A 21,492-nucleotide genomic window follows, 5' to 3' on the forward strand; every position below is an offset into this window, starting at 1 on the left:
GATTTTAAATTATGAAGGTTAATTTTTATACTTCTTTAAGAGAATACTCAGAGAAGAAAGAAGAATTTAATAAAGCTATATTTGACGTTGTAGAAAGCGGAAGTTTTATATTAGGACCTAAAGTTACAGAGCTAGAAGAAGCTGTAAAAAAATATACTGGAGCAAAGCATGCAATAGGTGTTGCATCTGGTAGTGATGCCTTAGTAATAGGTTCTCATGTACTTGGATTTGAAAATGGAAAAGAAGTCATAACATCACCATTTACATTCCTAGCATCAACATCTTGTATTGCAAAGCATAATGCAAAGCCTATATTCGTAGATGTTGATGAGGAAACTTTCGATATAGATGTAAATAAAATAGAAGAAAAAATAACTTCAAATACTGTTGGTATAATACCTATACATCTATTCTCTCAAATGGCTAATATGGATAAAATTATGGATATAGCTTCAAAACACAATATAAGTGTTTTAGAAGATGCTGCTGAAGCTTTTGGTATGAGATGGAAAGGAAATGGTACTGACTATAAACATTCTGGAACTATAGGAGATTTAGGTGTATTTTCCTTCTTCCCAACTAAAACTTTAGGTGGCTATGGTGATGCTGGTATGATAGTAACTAATAATGATGAACTAGCAAATAAAGTTAAAATGTTCAGAGTTCATGGTGCATCTAAAAAGTATCATTATGACTATATAGGATATAATTCAAGACTTGATTCAATGCAAGCATCTATACTTTTAGTTAAGTTGAAATATATAGATGAAGCTATAAAGAAAAGAGAAACTGTAGCAAATTGGTATAAAGAAAGACTTGCAGATTGCGAGTATATAAAGACTCCTGTAGTAAGAGGAAACCAAAAGCCTGTTTACTACGCGTTTAATACATTAGCAGAAAAAAGAGATGAACTTGCAGCCTTCTTAAAAGAAAATGAAATAGGCACAAGTATTTACTATCCAATACCTCTTCATCTTCAAAAGTGCTTTAATTATTTAGGATATAAGAAAGGTGATTTCCCTGTTGCTGAAAAGTTATCAGAGAAGGTACTTGCACTTCCTATTTATCCTGAAATAAAGGAAGAAGAAGTAGATTTTGTATGTGAAACTATAAAGAAATTCTATAGTAAATAAAACTTTAATTAAGAAAAATCATATGCACTGCATATGATTTTTCTATATCTCTATTCAAGTCCAGTTCTTATATTGTTTATACAACTTAAATGTATACCCTTTTCTTCCATAGCTAATGCAGTTTTTTCATAATCATACTCAAACTCTATGAATTCTACATTTAAATTATTATTTTGCAAATCTAAAATAATATAAGTTCCGTTTGGTCTTCCTATTTTAGGTTTACCTATGCTTCCATCATTTAATAAGATTTTATTTCCATAGTGTTTTTCATAAGGTATGTGGGTATGAGCACATACTAATATATCTCCAGAAAATTCTTTTAAAGCTTCTTCAGCTTCTTTTGAATTTTCCTTTAAATATTCATTCATATCTCTATTGCTTCCATGAACAAAAACTATTTCTTTGTTTTCAAATTTAATTATAAAGTTTTTAGGAAGTGATTTTAAATATTCTTTATTTTCACAAGTTAACTCATGTGCAGCCCAGGGCATACAAAATTTGTTGACTTCATTAGATCTTATATAATTAAACTTTTCTTCTATTACGGCTGCATCATAGTTTCCTAAAATACTTATTATTCTTTTTTCTCTTACAAAGTCTATAACTTCATTTGGATATGGTCCGTAACCTGTTAAGTCTCCTAAACAAATTATAGTATCTGCATTTTTTTCTTGTATGTCCCAAAATGCTGTTTTTAATGCTTCGATGTTACCATGAATATCTGATATAACTGCTATTCTCATTTTTTCCTCCTACGTTAAAGCGTATTTATAATTAATATAGTATTAGGATATAACAAAAACTTAATGGTTTCAATGCTAAAACTTATTTAACTCAATTTTTTACAGTTTAAAAATAATGTGGCACAACTAACTGAAGAAATGTTAAGCTACTTAATATATTTACTGTATTTAAGAGGTTTTCCTTGCTCCCAAGGTTTATAACTGTTAGCAAATTTCACTCTTTCCTCAAAGGTTGGATGATCATAATTCCACAGTTTATATATTATTCCTGGAGAAGGAAGTACTAAGCTAGTTTCGTGTAATTTTATCATAGAAGATGCTGAAGATTCATTATCCTTTGTAAGTTCTAATTCAAATCTATCTGCCTCTGTTTCTGTGTATCTAGTATAGGTGTTAATTGCAGGTTGAGCCATAAACATGAATATGTTTAACATTAATATTAAAAGAGGAAGAGATGCTATATCATACAGCTTTGTAAATCCCAAAGCTCCAGATGAGTTTTTTATAACCCACATTGAACTTTTGTCTACAAGATAAAAAATAAATATACTTACGATTCCTCCAAGTACAATAGATTTCCATACGTGCCCCATTAGGTAATGTCCCATTTCATGTGCTAATACTCCAAGAGTTTCTCTTTCTGTTAAGTTTTTAATAGTAGTATCCCAAAGTACTATTCGTTTTGTGTTTAATACTCCTGTCATATAAGCATTCATTTCTTTAGTGTCTACACTTTTATTTACTTGGTATACATTACAATTTTTAATAGATGCCTTATCAAGTTCTTCATATATTTTGCTTTCCAGTTTAGTATTTTGAATCTTTTCATATTTATTAAAAATAGGATCAATGTACATAGGACTTATAAAAGTTACAAAAGCAATTACGGGAATTAAAAGAAATCCCAGGTTAAACCACCAGTAATTTGGAAACTTTTTTATAAGTAAATATGGTATGGAAACAAAACATGCACCCACTAAAGTATAAATAATAAAACTTTTTAAATTATCTATAAGCCATTTGTTAAAGCTTTGATTGGAAAGTCCAAAATCATGTTTTAATGTAAAACTGCTGTAATAATCTAGTGGAAGATTTATAAGTGTAGTAATTGTAGAATATATTATAAAGTATAAAAATATAACTATAAATAAATTTTTGCTTTTGCTTAAACAATAATCCCTTGTAAAAGTGGATAAACCTGAAATTAAAAAAACTACAGGGATTAATAAACTCATTACTAAATTTAGAATCCATAGATTTACTCTTTTATTATGATAATCTATGGCTTTTGCTGTAGGTGGCGCAATGGTTGTATTGATATTTCTAACTTCTTTGATAGAATATGTATATTCTTGAACTAATCTTTTATTATTTTTATCTTCTGTAATTTTTACAGAAATTGAAAATATTGCAACTATCAATGTCACAATTATTAGAGATAGAGTTAATTTTCTTTGCATTTTTATTTACCTGCCTTTATATATTTAATATGATGTCTACCTGTTGTAGTATTACCAATGGGTAGAATTCATTAATAATATTTATTATACTTTATAATTTATGATAAATAATAGCATATTATTAATTAAAATTTTGAGGCTTTGTCATTAAACAAATTGCATTTGAATAAATATTTTCATTGTTATTTTAGCATAGAAAATACTTTTCTTTAAACAAAGTTAAAAGCATATTAGGAACATTATTGCCAATATGTGAAAGATTTTCAAATTAAAAGGAATATAGTTTGTGGTGAAGAATATTAAAACATAAAATAAAGTTAGGAGAGATGAGTATGTCAGAAATACTTGTTAATGTAAATAGAGGACCTTTGATTGAAAGCATACACAGGGGAGACATAGCAGTAGTTAATAGTAAAGGACAATTGTTACATTCTATAGGAGATGCTTACAAAGTTGCTTACATGCGATCTGCATCAAAACCAATTCAAACTTTAAATGTAATTTTAAGTGGTGCAGCAGATAAATTCAAATTTACAGATGAAGAAATTTCCATAATGTGTGCATCCCATTATGGAGAGGAATTTCACAGAAAAGTAGTAGAAGGTATATTGAAAAAAATAGGATTGACTATAGATGATCTTTTATGCGGTACTACACTATCTTTAAGTGATAAATACAAAAAGGAACTTATATGGAATCATGTAAAGCTTAATGCTACTAATACTGATTGTTCAGGAAAACATGCAGGTATGCTTTCTGTGTGTGTTCATAAAGGATATGATATAAATAATTATAATTCAAAAGAACATGTGGTTCAAAAGGAGATAAAAAAGATAGTAGCTCAGATGTGTAATATAGACGAAGAAAAAATATTTATAGGAATAGATGGATGTACAGTGCCTGTATATGGTATCCCTTTGTATAATATGGCATTAGGATTTGCTAAGCTAGCCAATCCAGATAATTTGTCTGAAGACTATAAAAATGCTTCTGATAGGGTATTTAAGGCTATAAATAATGCGCCAGAGATGATAGCAGGTACTGATGGGTTTTGCACAGAACTTATAAAAAATACTCATGGTAAGTTAATAGGTAAATTTGGAGCGGAGGCAGTCTATTGTATTGGGATAAAAGGAATGGATTTAGGTATAGCGTTAAAAATAGAAGATGGAAATTCCAGTAGAGCGCTGTATCCAGCAGTTATACAATGTCTTGAAGATTTAAATGTGTTGGATGAAAATGAAAAAAAAGCTTTGAGTAAATTTAAGATAATTAAAAATTTAAATAATATAGGAGAAAGTGTTGGAGAAATAAAGCCTGTATTCCATTTAATTTAACAGTATGTAAAAGTGTAGTTAAATTGATTTTAATATCGTCGTAGAGAGAAAGTTTAGAGGATTTAAACACAAATTCATAGAGAGTTTGTGTTTTTTATATTTACCATATTAATGTTATAATATATTTTTAAGATATTTTGTTATAAGTCATAATGGAAGGTGGGTGGAGTTTTTGTTTAATTTAAAGGAAAACAAAAAGATATATGTGGTTACAAATAGAAAACTAATAGATAAAGATAGTAATTTATGTAAAGTAATAGAAAAGTGTGCTCTTAAGGGTGCTGATGGTGTCATATTAAGGGAAAAAGATTTAGAATATAAGGATTTAAAACATTTAGGTGAAAGTATCAAAATTATAACAGATAAGTATAAAATTCCTTTAATTATCAATGGAAATATTAATGCAGTTTTGGATGTAAATGCTTATGGATTTCATACAGGTTTTCAAAACTTCAAAAGTATAAGAGGAAATGAAAATATTTGTGAAAACCTTGTTGTAGGTGTATCTGTTCATAAAGTAGAAGAAGCAGTGGAGGCAGAAAAGTTAGGAGCAAATTATTTAATAGCAGGACATATATTTGAAACGGATTGTAAATTGGGATTAAAGGGAAGAGGAATAGAGTTCTTAGAAGAAATATGTGAAAAGGTTACTATACCAGTTATAGCCATAGGAGGAATAAAGGAAAATAACATAAAAAAAGTTTTAAATACTAAAGTTTATGGAGTTGCAATTATGTCTTCAGCTATGAAGATAAGGTGAGGCTTAGAACTACTTATTCAGGACGATATTAACGATTAGTAGCAGTATAGTAACTCTAAATCATTGAAGCTTAAGAGTTACAGTGTTTTCAGAGTGTGTTACATATGGTGGAAATAGGATAAAAGTTCATATTAGTTGTAGATAAATAAAAAAATATTAAAAATATATAAAAAAAGTGTTGACATTTGTTAATGTGGTTGATATAATTATAACTGTTCTTGGAAAGATGGTCGAGTTGGTTTAAGGCACCGGTCTTGAAAACCGGCGTACGGGTGACCGTACCTAGGGTTCGAATCCCTATCTTTCCGCCATAAGAAACACCTAACTATGAGTTGGGTGTTTTTTTTATAGAATTAGCTTATTATAAGTGTTATCATGTTATATAGAGGTGAAGTGAAATGGATTACAGCAAGATGATTAAAAATTTTCCTAAGGTTGAACTTCATTGTCATTTAGACGGAAGTGTAAGGCCACAAACTATAATTGATATTGCTATAAAACAAAATATAGCAATTCCAACTACTAAATTAAATGAATTTGAAAAGTACGTAAAAATTTCTAGTGAGTGTAATTCTTTAAAAGAATATTTGGATAAATTTGAATTACCTATTAAAGTTCTGCAAAGTAAAGAAAACATATATAGGATAACCAGTGAACTTTTAGAAGATGTTTCAAAAGACAATATAAAATATATAGAAATTAGATTTGCACCTTTCAATCATATGCAAGCAGGACTTAAAGTAGAAGAGGTTATAGAAGCCGCACTTAAAGCTATGTCAGATGGAAGAGAAAAATATGGGGTTATGTCTAATTTAATTTTGTGTGTTATGAGGCATGAATTTCCAGAAAAAAGTAAGCTTTTAGTTGAAATAGGTAAAAAGTATATTGGAAAAGGAGTAGTAGCAGTAGACTTAGCCGGTAATGAACAAGATTTTCCACCAGAAATTCATAAAGAAGCTTTTGATCTAGCTAAAAACTATGGTTTTCATTGTACAATACATGCAGGTGAGACAGGCATTGAAAAGAATATAATAAAGTCTATTGAGATTTTACATGCAGAAAGAATAGGACATGGGGTATATGCATTTAAGGATGAAAAAGTAGTTAAATACTTAAAGGATAAACAAATACCTTTAGAAATGTGTATAACAAGCAATGTGGATACAAAAGCAGTAAAATCATATAAAACTCATCCTATAAAAAAATATTTAGATGAAGGATTAATGGTAACAGTAAATACGGATAATATTACTGTTTCTAATGTGTCTATTAATGATGAGTTTGGTCATTTAGTTAGAGAGCAAAATTTTACTTTAGAAGATATAAAAAAGGTAGTAAAGAATGGAATAGAAGCTTCTTTTGCTTCAGAAGATGACAAAAATATATTGAGAAAAGAATATAGAAAAGCAATAGAAATATTATAAGCATATTTAGAGGAGGCGATTTTAAGCTCCTCTATTTTAATTGTTATGATGATTTTCTAATATATACTTTGCTTTAATTATAGAGCTGCAAATAACTTTAGAAAACTTATAAACTTCATTAAAGCTTACTTTTTTATTAAGTAATAGATATTGGAGTTTTTCCGATACACTACACATGATACTGCAATCTCCTATTAAAGGCAGATTATTACCTAAAGCGGCGCCTGGATGTATGCCATCATTTTTTAATAATATCATTCCCACATCATTTTTAAGAGATAAAATAGAATCTACAGCTAAAAGATGTTTTTCTTTCTTTTCTATATGAGGAAACTTGCTTTTTATATTTAAAGAATTAATTGAAAAATCTAATGTTCCGTATACTTTAATACTTAAATCTTTTTTGTTTTCCTCAATAAGAGTTCCTGTAAGAGGTCCAACTAAATCTTCTATACAATCATTTGTTCCCAAACATAATATGGCTGTATCTTTGTTTATTAGATTATTATTTATTAACATGTTAGTTAATGCATCTTCAGCAGAAGGGGATGCTAATTTAACTTTGCCTATAATCATAAATATCACCCTTGTATAACAAATTTAAAATGTAATACTTATGCTTCCCTATTAATGTTTAAGTTATTGGTAATTGTATTTAAATATTTTTTTAAAGCTATAATTAAAATGATTATATTAAACAACTCAAATACATATATTAACATAAAAACATACCATAAAATCCAATTTTGGTTTTTAAATTAGCTGAATTAAATTATTTATTTAAAGTAATGATAAAATTTTAGGAGGATTATATAAAGGTTGGCAAAATATTCACGAAATAGACATTATGTGGTACATTCGCATAGCAAAAAAATATATACATAATTACAGGGGGTAACTATGAAAAACATGAAAAAAAGTGCAGCAATACTTATGAGTTTGCTAATGATTCCTTTAATGCTAATGGGATGTAAGCCAAAGGTCGCACCTGATGAAACTTCAAAAACTTTGGTTGAATTTGCTATTAAAGGAGATCAAAGTGGTTTATCAAAAATTGGAGTATCCCAAACTGAAATTAATGATGCTGCAAAGGCTGAAAAAGATGAATTCATTAAAGAAATAAAGAGTGCTTTTACAACTTCAGGTTTAAATGTTACAGATGCACAGGTAAATGAAATATATAAGGCAATTATAGATGACTTTAAAAAGGTTACAGTGACATCACAAATTGCATCACAAAGTGATAAAACTGCTGAAGTAAAATTAAAATCAACTTATTTTGATTTAGAAGGAATTTTTACGAAAGCTGCAAACAATGCTGTTGCACAATTTGAAAATTCAGGAATAACAGATGAAAGAGAACTTAAAACAAAAGTGACAGATGCATATATCAAAAATATAATAGCAGAATTAAAAAATGCTAAACCAGGAGAAGCTAAAGAAAAAACTTTTAAGTTTGTTATAAAGGATAAAGTTTGGCTCCCAGAAAATGAAAGTCAATTCTTTTCAGATGTAGCTAAATTAGTTTCTGGACAAAAGTAAATGTATAATTTTTTAAACTACGTTTGATATGATTAAGCACTATGAGAATTTATTAGGATATAATAATGCACTTATAGTGCTTATTTTTTATTGTGAAAGTTCAATAAAATTTATACTGTTATTTGTAATGATTTACTTAATGATGTTACAAATAAGTTTTTGTGTTCATTATGATTGTGTATAGTGTGAGATATAAATATTTTGCTAAGTTGTTATTCGGGTTAAAAGTTTTGAAACTTAAAGGGACTATTTTATTTTGCACATTTTCTGCAAAATAAAATAGTCCCTTTAATATATTATACTAGTTACCTGTCTTGTTTAAAGACAATTGACCTTTCATTATCATGTAGTTAAAGATTTCACTAAAAAGGTCCTTAGCTACTGGAGCTGATACCTGAGCTGCATAGTAATTTGATGGATCGGGCTCATCCACCGAAACTAATAAAGTAATTTTAGGATCATCTACAGGTGCCATACCAGCGAAGGAAGAAAAATATTTATCAGCTTCATAACCGCCACCTTTTGGGTTTGCCTTTTGAGCAGTTCCGGTTTTACCTGCGATGTGATAGCCATCAATAAAAGCATTGTGTCCAACCCCTGTTGGTAAGCTTACAACTTTTTCTAAATAGCCTTTTAAAGTAGAAACAGAGTTAGCATCAAGGATTTCTTTTTTACCAAAGTTATTAAAAGTTTTATCTACGACGGGGTTATTATTTTCATCTGCATGAGTTATTTGTTTCATAATGTGAGGCCTTATCCAGGTACCACCATTTGCTACAGAGTTTAATGCAGATAAATATTGAACTGCAGTAACAGAAAGTCCTTGTCCAAAAGCTAGGCTGGATAAATCAACATTATTTAATTTGTCAGGATTTTTAATTATTCCGATGGATTCTCCTGGCAAATCAATACCAGTTTTTTGACCAAATCCGAATAAGGATACATAGTAACCTAAACGGCCTTTACCCAACTGCTGTCCTAATTTCATGAATCCGACATTACAGGAATTTTTGATTATATCCCCAAAAGTTTCTGTACCGTGACCATTTAAATCCCAGCAGTTAATAGTATGACCATCTACTTTTAAACTACCATTACAATAAAAAGTACTGTTCTCATTTGCTACATTTTCTTTTATCGCTGCATAGGAAGTAATTACTTTAAATATAGAACCAGGTTCAAAAGCACTTTGTACAGCAATATTTTTTACAGTATCATCAATTGACTTCACAGCATTTCCTTTTGAATCTTTACCTGGATTGTTTGGATCAAAGTCTGGCTTACTTACCATAGCTAATATTTCGCCAGTTTTAGGATCCATTACAGTTATAGTAACTGATTTAGCTTTATTATCAGTTAAAGCCTTTTGAGCAGCTTTTTCAGCAATAGATTGAATGTTTTCGTCAATAGTTAAAACAATATCTTTGCCATTAACAGGAGCTTTATAGTCTGAGTTACCATAAGGTAATTGAGTACTATTTCTATCTGCTTCAAAAGTAGTACGTCCAGGAATCCCAGATAGTTCTTTATCATAGTTTAGTTCTACACCAGAAACACCTTTACCTTCTAAGTTTACATAACCAAGTACTGAAGCTAAGAAATTATTATTTGGATAATACCTTTTGGAATCGGATGATATAATAAGACCTTTAATTTTTAATTCATTGATTTTGTCTACCTGTGGTTTATCAATACCTCTAGATAAAATAGCAAACTTTATTGGAGTTCCAGTAGGTGTAGTTCTATTAAAAACAGCAGATATTTTATCAGTGGGCATATTTAGTATAGGTGATAACTTTGCAGCAAGTTGATCCATAGTCATCTTTTTATTTAGTAAACTATCTTTTAATGTAACCATATCAAGATCAACTCTATAAGCATTCATGCTTACAGCTATTTCCATACCGTTACGATCTAATATTCTACCTCTTCTAGCGGGAATTTCGAAATCGTTTGTCCATTGTTTTAAAGCTAGGGATTTATAGTTTGGAGACTTAACACGCATTATGTAAAAAAGTCTTCCTACAATACCTAAAAATATGAAAATTAGCATAACTAGTATAAAAAATAATTTTTTGGATGAATTGTTTTTTTTCTTTTGTACCAGAATGGTTACCTCCTTTTTATATGATGGCTTTTTAGCAATCATTTAATGTTATAAAACTATTATAAGATATAATTTACAAAAAATCATACAATAATGCTAAAAAATATTAAGAATTTAAAATATTGAAGTAAAAATAAGTATTTCTTTGTCAATATATTATATAATGATAAATTATAGTATCCATTTTTAGTTAGTAATTTAGGTGTGCTGGAAAAGAAATTGAAAAAAGCTAGTTAAGGTTATTTTAATAAAAAAACAACTTTAACTAGCATATATATTAGAGCTTTTGTCTCTTTGTATAATGAGTATGAAGAAGATCATGGGCTTTTTTGCCTCCAACTTCTCCAATAAAATCTTTATATAAAGCTAGAACTTCAGGATTTTCATGAGATTTTCTTAAGGTTTTATTCCTATCCTCTCTATATATAGCTTCCATTCTTTTCTTTACAATATCTAAATCTCCAAAGTGATATGGTTGACCTCCGCCGTCAATACATCCTCCAGGACACGCCATTATTTCTATAGCATGGTATTTTGATTCACCAGATTCTATTTCTTCAAGAAGCTTTCTTGCATTACCAAGACCATGAGCTACACCAATATTTATTTCTTTACCGTTAATGTTGATATTAGCTTCTTTAAGCCCATCAAGGCCTCTTACACTATGAAATTCTACTTCTTTTAAAGTTTCGCCTGTAATCCATTCATAAGAAGTTCTAAGAGCTGCTTCGATTACTCCACCAGTAGTTCCAAATATTACAGAAGCACCTGTAGATTCTCCAAGAGGATTATCAAAATCTTCATCAGGAAGTTTATTAAAGTCTATTCCTGCTTCCATTATCATGTCTGCAAGCTCTCTTGTAGTAACTACAAGATCAACATTTTTTTGGCCTTCATGCTCTAGTTCTGGTCTACTTATTTCATATTTTTTTGCAATACATGGCATAACTGAAACTACTACAATTTTAGATGGATCAATATTTAATTTTTCTGCCATATATGTTTTAGCTAAAGTACCAAACATTATGTGTGGAGACTTACAGGTTGAAGGTACATCTAAAAGATCAGGAAATTGATGCTCTATAAATTTAACCCAGCTAGGGCAGCAGCTTGTGAGTATTGGAAGTCTTCCTCCGTTTTGAAGTCTATCAATAAATTCATGAGCTTCTTCTAAAATAGTTACATCTGCTGCAAAATCTGTATCACATACCTTATCAAATCCTAATCTTCTAAGAGCAGATACCATTTTACCAGTTACAATAGTTCCAGGTTCCATACCAAATTTTTCACCTAAAGTAACTCTTATAGCAGGGGCAGTTTGAACTACTACATATTTATCAGGATCAGCTAGTACTTCCCATACTTTAGCTACGTTGCTAACTTGAGTTAATGCAGCAGTCGGACATACAGATACGCATTGACCACAGAATGTACATTGTGTGTCAATCATAGGACGACCAAAAGCAGGGGATACTACAGTTTCGAAGCCTCTATCTACTGCAGAGTAAACCTGACAGGTTTGAACTTCGTTACACATAGTTTCGCATCTTCTGCACATTATGCATTTATCTAGATTTCTATATAGAGCACCACTAGAAGAATCCTTCTTGTAATTAGACATAGCACCTTTATATCTTATTTTTCTTATACCTAATTCAGCAGCAATTAATTGAAGCTGACATTGAGTGTTTTTTTCGCATACAAGGCAGTCTGTAGGATGATCCGATAATAAAAGTTCAACCATAGTACGTCTTGCTTTTATAGCTCTGAAACTATTGGTTCTAACGATCATGCCTTCAAAAACTTCTGTGGAACAGGAAGGTGCAAGATTACGCCTTCCTTCAACCTCAACTAGGCAGACTCTACAGGAAGAAGTTCTATTGACCATTTTTATATCATGAAGGTCAAGATAGCAAAGAGTAGGTATATTTATGTTTACTTTTTTCGCAGCATCTAAAATTGTAGTGCCTTCAGGTACTGATACATTTATATCATTTATAGTTAGATTTACCATTTTCATTTTTATAAACTCCTTTCTTAAAATTATTATTGCTTTGTAATAGCAGAAAATTTACAAGCAGTACTACAGCCACCACAATTTATACATTTTTCTTTATTTATTATATGTGCCTTTTTAACTGTACCGGAAATAGCCTCTGTAGGACATACTCTTGTACAAGCTGTACATCCAATACATTTTTCAGGATTTATGCTATATTTTAAAAGTGCAGTACAAACTCCAGCGGGACAGCGTTTATCTTTTACATGAGCTACATACTCATCCCAGAAAAATTTCATTGTACTTATAATTGGGTTAGGTGATGTTTGACCAAGACCACATAGAGAAGAATCTTTTATTACATAGGATAAATCTTTTAACCCTTCAAGATCCTCCATAGTGCCTTTTCCACTAGTGATGTTTTCTAAGATTTCTAAAAGTCTCTTGTTTCCAATTCTACAGGCAGTACATCTTCCGCAGGATTCATCCACACTAAATTGAAGATAGAATTTGGATATGTTTACCATACAGTCATCTTCATCCATTACTATCATTCCACCAGAACCCATCATGGAGCCTATTTCGGTAAGACTTTCATAATCAATAGGAATATCTAAGTGATCAGCTGGAATACATCCTCCAGAAGGTCCACCAGTTTGAACGGCTTTGAACTTTTTACCACCTCTAATGCCTCCACCTAAGTCAAATATTATTTCTCTTAAAGTTATTCCCATAGGTACTTCAACAAGACCAACATTGTTAATTTTACCTGCTAATGCAAAAACTTTAGTTCCTTTACTCTTTTCAGTTCCTATAGAACTAAACCACTGTGAACCTCTTAATATAATAGGAGCAATGTTTGCTAAAGTTTCTACATTATTTATATTGGTAGGTTTTTTCCACAGACCTATTTGAGATGGGAAAGGAGGTTTTACAGTAGGCTCACCACGGCCACCCTCTATGGAATTTATAAGTGCAGTTTCCTCACCACATATAAAAGCTCCAGCACCATATTTTAAATCAATATGGAAGGAAAAATTAGTGCCAAAAATATTGTCACCTAACAAGCCTAAATCATAAGCCTGTTTCATAGCAATCCGTAGTCTGTTTATTGCAAGAGGATATTCAGCTCTAATGTAAATATAACCTTTATTTGCACCTATACAATAACCTGCAATAGCCATAGCCTCAAGTACAGAGTTTGGATCCCCTTCTAATATACTTCTGTCCATAAAGGCACCAGGATCACCTTCATCAGCATTACAAATTATAAATTTTGTTTCTGATTCAGATTTTTTTGTCATTTCCCATTTTATACCTGTAGGAAAGCCTCCGCCTCCGCGGCCTCTTAAACCGCTCTTTTTTATTTCATCAATAACACTGTCAGGAGTCATTTGTGTTAAAACTTTTCCTAAGGCTTCATAACCATTCATTGCTATGTATTCAGTAATATCTTCAGGGTTTATAAGACCACAGTTTCTAAGAGCAATTCTTTTTTGTTTTTTATAAAATGGAATGTCTGTTTGTTTTGATATTTTATTTTTTGTATTTGGCTCGTTATATAATAATTCATCAACTACTATATTTTTTGCAATGTGTTCATATACAATCAGTTTTGTTTTTTCAGCAGTGACTTCAACATAAAAAACATTATCTGGTACAACCTTAACAATAGGGCCTTTTTCACAAAATCCAAAACAGCCTGTGGAAACAACATCAACTTCATTTTCCAGACCTGCATTTTTAATTTCGTTTTTAAGTGTGTTAATTACATCTAAACTTTTAGAAGCATGACATCCTGTTCCACCGCATACAAGTATGCTTCGTTTTATATTTTTGTTTGCATTTTCAGTGATGCGATTTTCAATTTTAGCTTTATATTTTTCTTTTAAAGTTGCTAGTTCTTCAAAGGATTTTACTTTATCCATATATTTCCCTCCACATTAAATTTTAATATTTTAGTTCTCAGCATACTGACTTAATATTCCTTTAACATCTTCAACCTTTACTTTCCCGTAAACCATTCCATCAATTACAACTACTGGTGCAAGACCGCAAGCGCCAACACATCTTAAAATATCTATAGTAAATAGTCCGTCTTCTGTGGAGAATCCGTCTTTTATATTAAGTTCCTTTCTAAATTCCTCTAAAACTTTTTCTGCACCTTTTACAAAGCAAGCAGTACCCATACATATACTTATTACATGTTTGCCTCTAGGTTCTATAGTAAAGTATGAGTAGAAAGTAACTACACCAAATACTTTAGCGGCACTAATATCAAGTTTATTAGCAATAAATATTTGCAATTCTTCAGGAAGATATCCAAACATATCTTGTGCTTCATGAAGCACGTTTATAAGTGAACCTTCCTTTTCTTCTAAATTATCTATATAGGAGGAGAGTTCTTTTAGTTTTTCATTATCTAATTTGCATACACCCATAATTTCCCTGCACTGCAGGTTTTTCACCATCCTTCTTTTTTATATTCTCAAAATAGTATGGGCATTATGAGGAATTTTTATTATATAATGTATGTTGAAATTTAAACTTCTTAAATAGATAACATACTGATAATTTTTAATTATCAAGGAACTGTTAGGTTAAGATGGAGGCAATCGAATAAAAATTATTTTTATATTAAAGAGAACCAATTAAAATTATGGTGAGTCTAATAGGTGAATTTTCGGATAGTATACTACTTGAAACATGGAGGTAAGTAATGGAATATATAATGTTAATTAGGAAAGCAAAAAAAGGAGACGGAAATGCTTTTTCAAAACTAATAAAAGCTTATGAAAAAGATTTATATAGGGTTAGTAAAGCTATGGTGAAAAATGATGATGATGCTTTAGATTGTATACAGGATACAATTTTAAGGGCTTATGAAAATATAAAAAAATTAGAGAAAGAGCAATATTTTAAAACATGGCTTATAAAAATCTTGATAAATAGGTGTAATTCCTTAATAGCTAAAAGAAAAAAGATTGTTTCCTATTCAGAAGTTTTTACAGAAGGTGAAGAAGATAATATTACTGAAAAAATAGAAGTGAAAAGTGCTATAGAAAAGCTGGAGGATGAACTAAAAATACTTGTAATGTTGTACTATTTTGAAGATATGAGTATAAAAGATATAGGTGAGAGTTTAAAAATACCTGAAGGGACAGTGAAATCAAGGTTATCTAGGGCAAGAAGTTATCTTAAAGAATTATTAAAAGATGATGAAAGGAGTATAATTTAATATGAAAAATGAATTTGATTTAAAGTTAAAAGAATATCTTAATAAAAATGAAAATATAGAAGTGCCGGGAAAAATTTCTCGAGGTGTTGATGAAGTGTTGATGAATTTAAATAATAGAAAGAAGAAAAATAACATAAAAAAGGTGATTGCGGCAGCTGTTGTAATTATAATATCAACATTGGGGATTAGGTCGGCTTTTCCAGCGTTAGCAGAGGAAATTCCTGTAATAAATAAAATTATTGGTAAAAATTCTATTTTTAATAGGGATTACAAACAATTTAATCATTTTGATAATCTTAAAAACATACAGAATAATTCTACAAATATAGAACAAACAATAAAGGATAATAATATTTCAGTAACATTAAAGGAAATAGCTTATGACGGAGCAGCTTTATATATTATTTATGAAGAAAAAGGAATAGAAGTTTCTGAAAAAGATTGTTTTAATGAGAAACAAACATTAAGTATAGATGGAAAAACATTTGAAGCTGGAGCTATAATGCCAGAAAAGATAAATAATGATACTGTGCGTGTTACAGAAATATATCCTATTGTTGGAGAAAAAAATATTCCAGATAAGTTTAATGTGGAGATTAATTTTACTCAAATACACGGACGTAATGGAAATTGGAATTTTAATCTTAGAATTGATAAGGATCAACTTGCTAAAAATTTAAATATAAAAGAAATAAATAAAAATATAACAGTAGGGTGGGATAGAGCTAAAATACTTTCATTAACCCAAAGTTCAGCTTATGTAAGACTTAATGTTGAACACACCCATTATAAGCCGGATAAATATTATTTTTCAATATTAGATGATGAAGGCAATGAACTGCAAGATGTTGATATGGGTGGAATTACAAAAAAGGGAATGAATAAAATTGTTACAAGTTTTTTTAAGGCAGATAAAGAACAAAAAATATCAAAAATAAGAGTAATAGAAAGGAAAATGGGATATTTTTCGCCAAATAAAATAAAGCATAGAAGTTATTTAAAGTTAAATGATACAGTTCCAAAAACAATATCCATTGGATCAAATAAAGAAGTGAAAGTTACTAAAATTCAAGAAAAAGATAACTATTATGAAGTTATTTTACAAACAAAAGTTTTATCTATACAGCAATATGGAGTTTTTTCAGGTGGAATATCTTTATATAATGAGGAAAAAAATGAAAATGATCGTGAAGCTTATAGTACAATTAAATTAGATGAACTTGGAAACAATAATTATAAAGTTTCTGTACTAAAAAAAGATGTTAAGAATGGAAAAAGTGTTTTAGTTTTTGGAAATTATGATGAAACTATAAGGGAATTAACTGAAATTAACTTAAAATAAAATTGATTTTCATAAGCAGTATTTATATGATCGATATCATTGTCAACACGTACATCGCACACAGCGAAAGCGACTATCACCAAATCAAAGATTTGGGATATCTACTTTAACGTGCATGGATAAGTTTTTCTAAGACTCAGATGGGTTAAATGTCTAAATGACATTTAACGAGCTTGCTCAGGTAAGAAGTATTCTTCACAAGCAAATTCCACCTGAGTCTAAGAATCACTTGGTTTCTCACTTTGATAAAAGAGTGAGTGCTAGCAATAGTAGTGATGAGATAAAAGTGATATAATAGTAAAAAGTTAGCTAGATGAAAGGATATATAATAATGAATGATAAAATTAAAGTTGAAATATTTGGTTTAAAATATAAAGAAGTTCCTCAAGGCTGCAGCTGCAGTCATAAAAATAATTCTTGCAGTGGTTGTGGTAGCGGAGAAGGTAAAAGTTGTGGAGGATGCAGTGGAGGAGGGTGTACAAAAACTGCTGAAGATAAGAAAACGAAAAATATAGGAGAAGTTTTTCAAGAATTAAAGGAATTTATTAATGACAGTGATGTTAAAGATAATGTGGAGCTAGAATTTATAGATTTAGATAAAATTGATATAAAGGAAAAGTATGAGAGGGTATATGAGACCATAAGTAAAGGATTTGAGCCACCTATTACAGTTGTAGATAATATAATAAGATATTACGGTGGTATATCTGCTGCTTTAATTTATAAGGATGTAAAAGAGCTTTTAGAGTGAAAAATGGCTATTGTAGCCACTTTTTTATTATATAGGAATTTTCTGTTTTTTTCAACAAAAAACCATGCCGTGAGGCGTTGAAAACAAATGATTACCAGACTCAAGGCAAATATTACAAGTAAAAAATTGTAAGTGGGGTTGATGCAAAAAAGGCGTTCCAGAGGACGCTTATGTTCTTATATGATACAAATTAATTTTAAAGAAAGATTGATATTTAAAAATTGATATATAAGCGTGGACAAAGTCCACGCCTATTTTTATAAAAATTAAAATTGCTATTTTTGATTCACTTTCCAATTAAGCCTTATTTGCATGCGAAACCAGAATACAATGTGCTTTAACTAAACAAAAAATTTGTTTAAAGCTTCATTAAGTTCTTGAGCCATTTTAGAAAGAACTTGACTAGATGAAGAAATTTCCTGTACTGAAGCTGATTGTTCTTCAGTAGCAGCTGATACCATTTGAGATTGTTCTACAGTCTTTTTGCTTAGATCATCTATATCTTTAACAGCTGACACAATATCTTCACTATTAGCAGTGATTTGTTGAGTAGCAGAGGAAATGCCTCTAACTTCTTCCGATACTTTCATTACTAAATCGGCAATTTCTTTAAATACACGTCCAGCAACATTTACTACCACTGTACCAATCTTAACTTCATGGGTACCCTCATTCATAGCTTTAACAGCTTTATCAGTATCAGATTGAATTTCACCTATTAATACAGATATTTGATTTGTAGCGTCCTGTGATTGTTCTGCAAGAATTTTAACTTCTTCTGCAACAACAGCAAATCCACGACCTTGCTCACCTGCTCTTGCAGCTTCTATTGCAGCGTTAAGTGCTAATAAGTTTGTCTGCTCAGCGATATCTGATATAGTATCCAAAATTTGTCCAATTTCTTTAGATCTTTCACCAAGTTTAGCAACTACTTCAGCTGAGTGATTAACTGTATCTTCAATATGTGCCATTTGAGTAACAGCTTTTTCTATAGATTTTTCACCTTCCTTAGCTGATTCAGCAGCTTTAAAGGAGTTGTTTGCTACCAGGTTTGTACTATTTGCTACTTGAGTTATGTTGGCAGCCATTTTTTTTACTACATTGGTTGCTTTATTTACTGTATCTAATTGAGCTTCTGCACTATAAGCAACATCTGTTATAGATACAACTACTTGGTTTGCTGCTTGTGCTGATTGGTCTGAGCTGGCGGTTAACTCTTGTGATGATGCAGCAAGTTGTTCGGCACTATTTTGCACTTTGCAGATTAATGTTTTCATATTTTCAATCATTTTTTCAAAACTATCAGCTAGATTTCCAAATTCATCATTAGAAGTGATATTTATTCTTTCTATTCTTAGGTCACCATCTGCAATTTTATCTGATGCTTCACGTATAATGTTAATAGGCTTTATTGCTCTTGATGTAATTATATAACAAATTAAAATACTAATTAAAAGAGTTATTATTGTCACTATAAGAAAAATAACTGTCAATGAATTTAGTTGATTTCTCAATTCTATTGAATTAATACTTACAGCAATGGACCATTCAGTTCCTGGAACCTGATCATATGAAGCTATCGTTTCTATATTATTATAGTTGTAGTGTGCAATTCCAGATTGTCCAGAGGTCATTTTTTTACCTAGGCTTTTAAAATCTTCAGAAATCGTTTTGTCTTGAAGTAAATTTAGTTTCATTACCAAATTAGTGTTTGGATGTGAAATAATAAAGCCATCTTTTTGAATAATAAAATTTTGGCCTGTATTTCCAACTTTATTTGATATAACTTTTTTGTTGATAACATTAAATGGAATATTTCCACCAATAACTCCAATTAATTTTCCATCTTTTTTTATTGGTGAGGCAACTATAATAGACAATTTTCCAGTGGATTTATTTAAAAGTACTTCTGAAAAAACAGTTTTTTGAGTACTTATGACCTTTTGAAAGTATTCTCTTTCTTTAATAGAACCTTTCCATCCTCGTGACGAATATCCATTTCCATTTATATCTGATACAAATATTCCATCATAAAGCGCAATTCTTTTATCCTCTTTTGTTATATAGGAAAGGATAATTTCGGGATTTTCTGATATTAAGTCATTAGTATTTGCAATCATCTCCATATCATTTTGACGAGCTTCTAGCCATAGACTAATTTCGTTGCCAATAGCATCAGTTTTTAGTTTTAATGTTTCCTCTGTTTGGTTTGTAAGTATATTGCTGGATTTCCAGTAATTAAAACCTGATAAGGTTCCTAAGGATAAAATCATCATTGCAATAATAATTACCATAAGCTTTGATTTAATGCTTTTCATATGTGTTCCTCCTCGATAAAAAATAGAATATTTCGAAAATTGATACGATTACATCTCCTATTCTTCAATTATTAATATAAAAAAGTAATTACTTAAAATAGCTTAAGGCATAATTTTGAAATATAGATTTATAATTTAAGTTTGTTTTAGTTAAAATTGTTGAATTTTGTATGCATATTAATGTAATTAAATATGGAAATATTAATACTATATTAATATAGAAGCTAGAGAAAATGCAAAAAGTGACATAATAATCTAAATTTATAATCTTATTAAAAATTTTAATCACTTTGTATTCAAATGTCAACTCTTAGAATCTACTTTTACAGATAATCCTATTGATTCTACATTAACTTAAGCTTTTTAGTAAGGGATATTTTCTTATTGTGATGCCATATTTTGACATATCTAAAATTCAGCAATGCTATTCAGCATGGCCGAATAGTTACTATTATATGTAATTAAACATATTTTGGTATTAAAAAATCTTTAATACTGTTAGACTTGGCTGAAAATAAACTATATAATTATCTATTTCATAATAAATTCCATACTTTTCTTTATAATGCTTAAGAGCATCTTCTAAAAATTTTTCTGTTACATTTAGATATTCAGCTAGGTCATGTCTTCCTTTAATCCCTCTTTCAAATGCGTTTATTAAAGATATAATTCCTACTAATTTTTCATATCCCCAGTTTCTAGCACGTTTTTCTTGTTTTACATTGATTATATTTGATTGATCTAATATATTACCAAAAGATGTGTAATGATGTCCAAGTTCTTCAGCTAAAATACATCTTTTTTCAGAAGATGTATTTATCTTTTGGTTTATAATTATTTTTTTATTCTTATATAATCCTTTGAAGCCATATGAAAGTGGTTTTTCTTTAATAGTTAAACCATTGCTTTCAGATTCAATAAGTAATTTATCGTAAGTCATATAATCCCCCCATCTTTATGTCATAAAATTAGTCTTCGTCATCAAATAAAGCATCTATATATTTTTCTAATAACTTCATTTTTTGAGGTGTTATATTTTTGCCTTCTAAATGTGCAGCTATAGTATCTATTTGATTAGATTGTTCTTTTACACTTTCTTCCCATCCCATAAGATATGAAGGTGAAACCTTTAATATAGTAGCTAGTTTTTCTATTGATTCTAATTTAAGGTTTTTTATTTCTCCACTCTCATATCTTTGTACAGTAGCTTTAGAAACACCTAAGTAATCACCAACTTCTTGAAGAGTAAAACCTAATTCTTCGCGTCTATTTTTAATTTTTTCATTCATATTCATTTCATATACCCCTAATAAAAATTAATTTATTTATATTATA

Annotated in this window: 18 protein-coding genes and 1 tRNA gene; 9 read left to right on the plus strand and 10 right to left on the minus strand. The window is 29.7% G+C overall.

What is annotated here, in order from left to right; genetic code table 11:
* Positions 1-11 precede the first annotated feature (11 nt).
* The gene (locus HBE96_RS06465) at positions 12-1,133 is read left to right on the plus strand and encodes a DegT/DnrJ/EryC1/StrS family aminotransferase (protein WP_169296940.1); all 1,122 of its coding nucleotides are present in this window, start codon (positions 12-14) and stop codon (positions 1,131-1,133) included.
* 50 nt (positions 1,134-1,183) lie between these two features.
* Here the strand turns inward: HBE96_RS06465 and HBE96_RS06470 are convergent, their stop codons facing one another.
* Positions 1,184-1,879 (minus strand): metallophosphoesterase family protein, encoded by a 696-nt coding sequence (locus HBE96_RS06470; protein ID WP_169296941.1) that lies wholly within the window; start codon positions 1,877-1,879, stop codon positions 1,184-1,186.
* Between the two features lie 146 nt (positions 1,880-2,025).
* Entirely contained in the window at positions 2,026-3,339 is a 1,314-nt protein-coding gene (locus HBE96_RS06475) for a M48 family metallopeptidase (protein WP_169296942.1), read from the minus strand.
* Between the two features lie 332 nt (positions 3,340-3,671).
* Here HBE96_RS06475 and HBE96_RS06480 point away from each other — a divergent pair, with 332 nt between their 5' ends.
* The 4 genes from HBE96_RS06480 (at position 3,672) to add (ending at position 6,860) form a co-directional block, all read left to right on the plus strand.
* Positions 3,672-4,676 (plus strand): asparaginase, encoded by a 1,005-nt coding sequence (locus HBE96_RS06480; RefSeq protein ID WP_169296943.1) that lies wholly within the window; start codon positions 3,672-3,674, stop codon positions 4,674-4,676.
* A 172-nt stretch (positions 4,677-4,848) separates the two neighbouring features.
* Positions 4,849-5,436 (plus strand): thiamine phosphate synthase, encoded by a 588-nt coding sequence (locus HBE96_RS06485; RefSeq protein ID WP_169296944.1) that lies wholly within the window; start codon positions 4,849-4,851, stop codon positions 5,434-5,436.
* Between the two features lie 220 nt (positions 5,437-5,656).
* Positions 5,657-5,747, plus strand: a tRNA-Ser gene (locus HBE96_RS06490).
* Between the two features lie 87 nt (positions 5,748-5,834).
* Positions 5,835-6,860, plus strand: a complete 1,026-nt coding sequence (add, locus tag HBE96_RS06495; protein WP_169296945.1) for an adenosine deaminase — start codon at positions 5,835-5,837, stop codon at positions 6,858-6,860.
* 36 nt (positions 6,861-6,896) lie between these two features.
* Here the strand turns inward: add and HBE96_RS06500 are convergent, their stop codons facing one another.
* Entirely contained in the window at positions 6,897-7,436 is a 540-nt protein-coding gene (locus tag HBE96_RS06500) for a DUF1256 domain-containing protein (protein WP_169296946.1), read from the minus strand.
* A 324-nt stretch (positions 7,437-7,760) separates the two neighbouring features.
* Here HBE96_RS06500 and HBE96_RS06505 point away from each other — a divergent pair, with 324 nt between their 5' ends.
* The gene (locus HBE96_RS06505; protein ID WP_169296947.1) at positions 7,761-8,402 is read left to right on the plus strand and encodes a DUF5105 domain-containing protein; all 642 of its coding nucleotides are present in this window, start codon (positions 7,761-7,763) and stop codon (positions 8,400-8,402) included.
* Between the two features lie 301 nt (positions 8,403-8,703).
* Here the strand turns inward: HBE96_RS06505 and HBE96_RS06510 are convergent, their stop codons facing one another.
* The 4 genes from HBE96_RS06510 to HBE96_RS06525 all read right to left on the minus strand — a co-directional run bounded on the left by HBE96_RS06510 (position 8,704) and on the right by HBE96_RS06525 (position 14,949).
* Positions 8,704-10,551, minus strand: coding sequence for a stage V sporulation protein D (locus tag HBE96_RS06510; protein WP_169296948.1), 1,848 nt, complete (start codon positions 10,549-10,551; stop codon positions 8,704-8,706).
* 235 nt (positions 10,552-10,786) lie between these two features.
* Entirely contained in the window at positions 10,787-12,529 is a 1,743-nt protein-coding gene (locus tag HBE96_RS06515; RefSeq protein WP_169296949.1) for an NADH-dependent [FeFe] hydrogenase, group A6, read from the minus strand.
* A 26-nt stretch (positions 12,530-12,555) separates the two neighbouring features.
* Positions 12,556-14,436, minus strand: a complete 1,881-nt coding sequence (locus HBE96_RS06520; protein WP_169296950.1) for an NADH-quinone oxidoreductase subunit NuoF — start codon at positions 14,434-14,436, stop codon at positions 12,556-12,558.
* Positions 14,437-14,466: 30 nt separating this feature from the next.
* Positions 14,467-14,949 carry an NADH-quinone oxidoreductase subunit NuoE family protein gene (locus HBE96_RS06525; protein WP_169296951.1) on the minus strand — a complete coding sequence of 161 codons (483 nt, stop codon included), beginning with the start codon at positions 14,947-14,949 and terminating at the stop codon, positions 14,467-14,469.
* A 278-nt stretch (positions 14,950-15,227) separates the two neighbouring features.
* Between HBE96_RS06525 and HBE96_RS06530 the strand changes: the two genes are divergently transcribed.
* The 3 genes from HBE96_RS06530 to HBE96_RS06540 all read left to right on the plus strand — a co-directional run bounded on the left by HBE96_RS06530 (position 15,228) and on the right by HBE96_RS06540 (position 17,839).
* Positions 15,228-15,746: an RNA polymerase sigma factor gene (locus tag HBE96_RS06530; protein WP_169296952.1), complete on the plus strand. Its 519-nt coding sequence runs from the start codon at positions 15,228-15,230 to the stop codon at positions 15,744-15,746.
* 1 nt (position 15,747) lies between these two features.
* Positions 15,748-17,088 carry a DUF4179 domain-containing protein gene (locus HBE96_RS06535; protein ID WP_169296953.1) on the plus strand — a complete coding sequence of 447 codons (1,341 nt, stop codon included), beginning with the start codon at positions 15,748-15,750 and terminating at the stop codon, positions 17,086-17,088.
* 331 nt (positions 17,089-17,419) lie between these two features.
* The gene (locus HBE96_RS06540; protein WP_169296954.1) at positions 17,420-17,839 is read left to right on the plus strand and encodes a hypothetical protein; all 420 of its coding nucleotides are present in this window, start codon (positions 17,420-17,422) and stop codon (positions 17,837-17,839) included.
* A 341-nt stretch (positions 17,840-18,180) separates the two neighbouring features.
* On the opposite strand, the gene HBE96_RS06545 is transcribed toward HBE96_RS06540, so the two are convergent.
* The 3 genes from HBE96_RS06545 to HBE96_RS06555 form a co-directional block, all read right to left on the minus strand.
* A complete protein-coding gene (locus tag HBE96_RS06545) occupies positions 18,181-20,157 on the minus strand; it encodes a methyl-accepting chemotaxis protein (protein WP_169296955.1) in 1,977 nt (658 codons plus the stop codon).
* Positions 20,158-20,635: 478 nt separating this feature from the next.
* Positions 20,636-21,097 (minus strand): ImmA/IrrE family metallo-endopeptidase, encoded by a 462-nt coding sequence (locus tag HBE96_RS06550; protein WP_169296956.1) that lies wholly within the window; start codon positions 21,095-21,097, stop codon positions 20,636-20,638.
* 28 nt (positions 21,098-21,125) lie between these two features.
* Entirely contained in the window at positions 21,126-21,452 is a 327-nt protein-coding gene (locus HBE96_RS06555) for a helix-turn-helix domain-containing protein (protein WP_169296957.1), read from the minus strand.
* Positions 21,453-21,492: the final 40 nt, after the last annotated feature.

Origin of the sequence: Clostridium muellerianum (genome assembly GCF_012926525.1) — a bacterium.
Taxonomy (GTDB): domain Bacteria; phylum Bacillota; class Clostridia; order Clostridiales; family Clostridiaceae; genus Clostridium_AM; species Clostridium_AM muellerianum.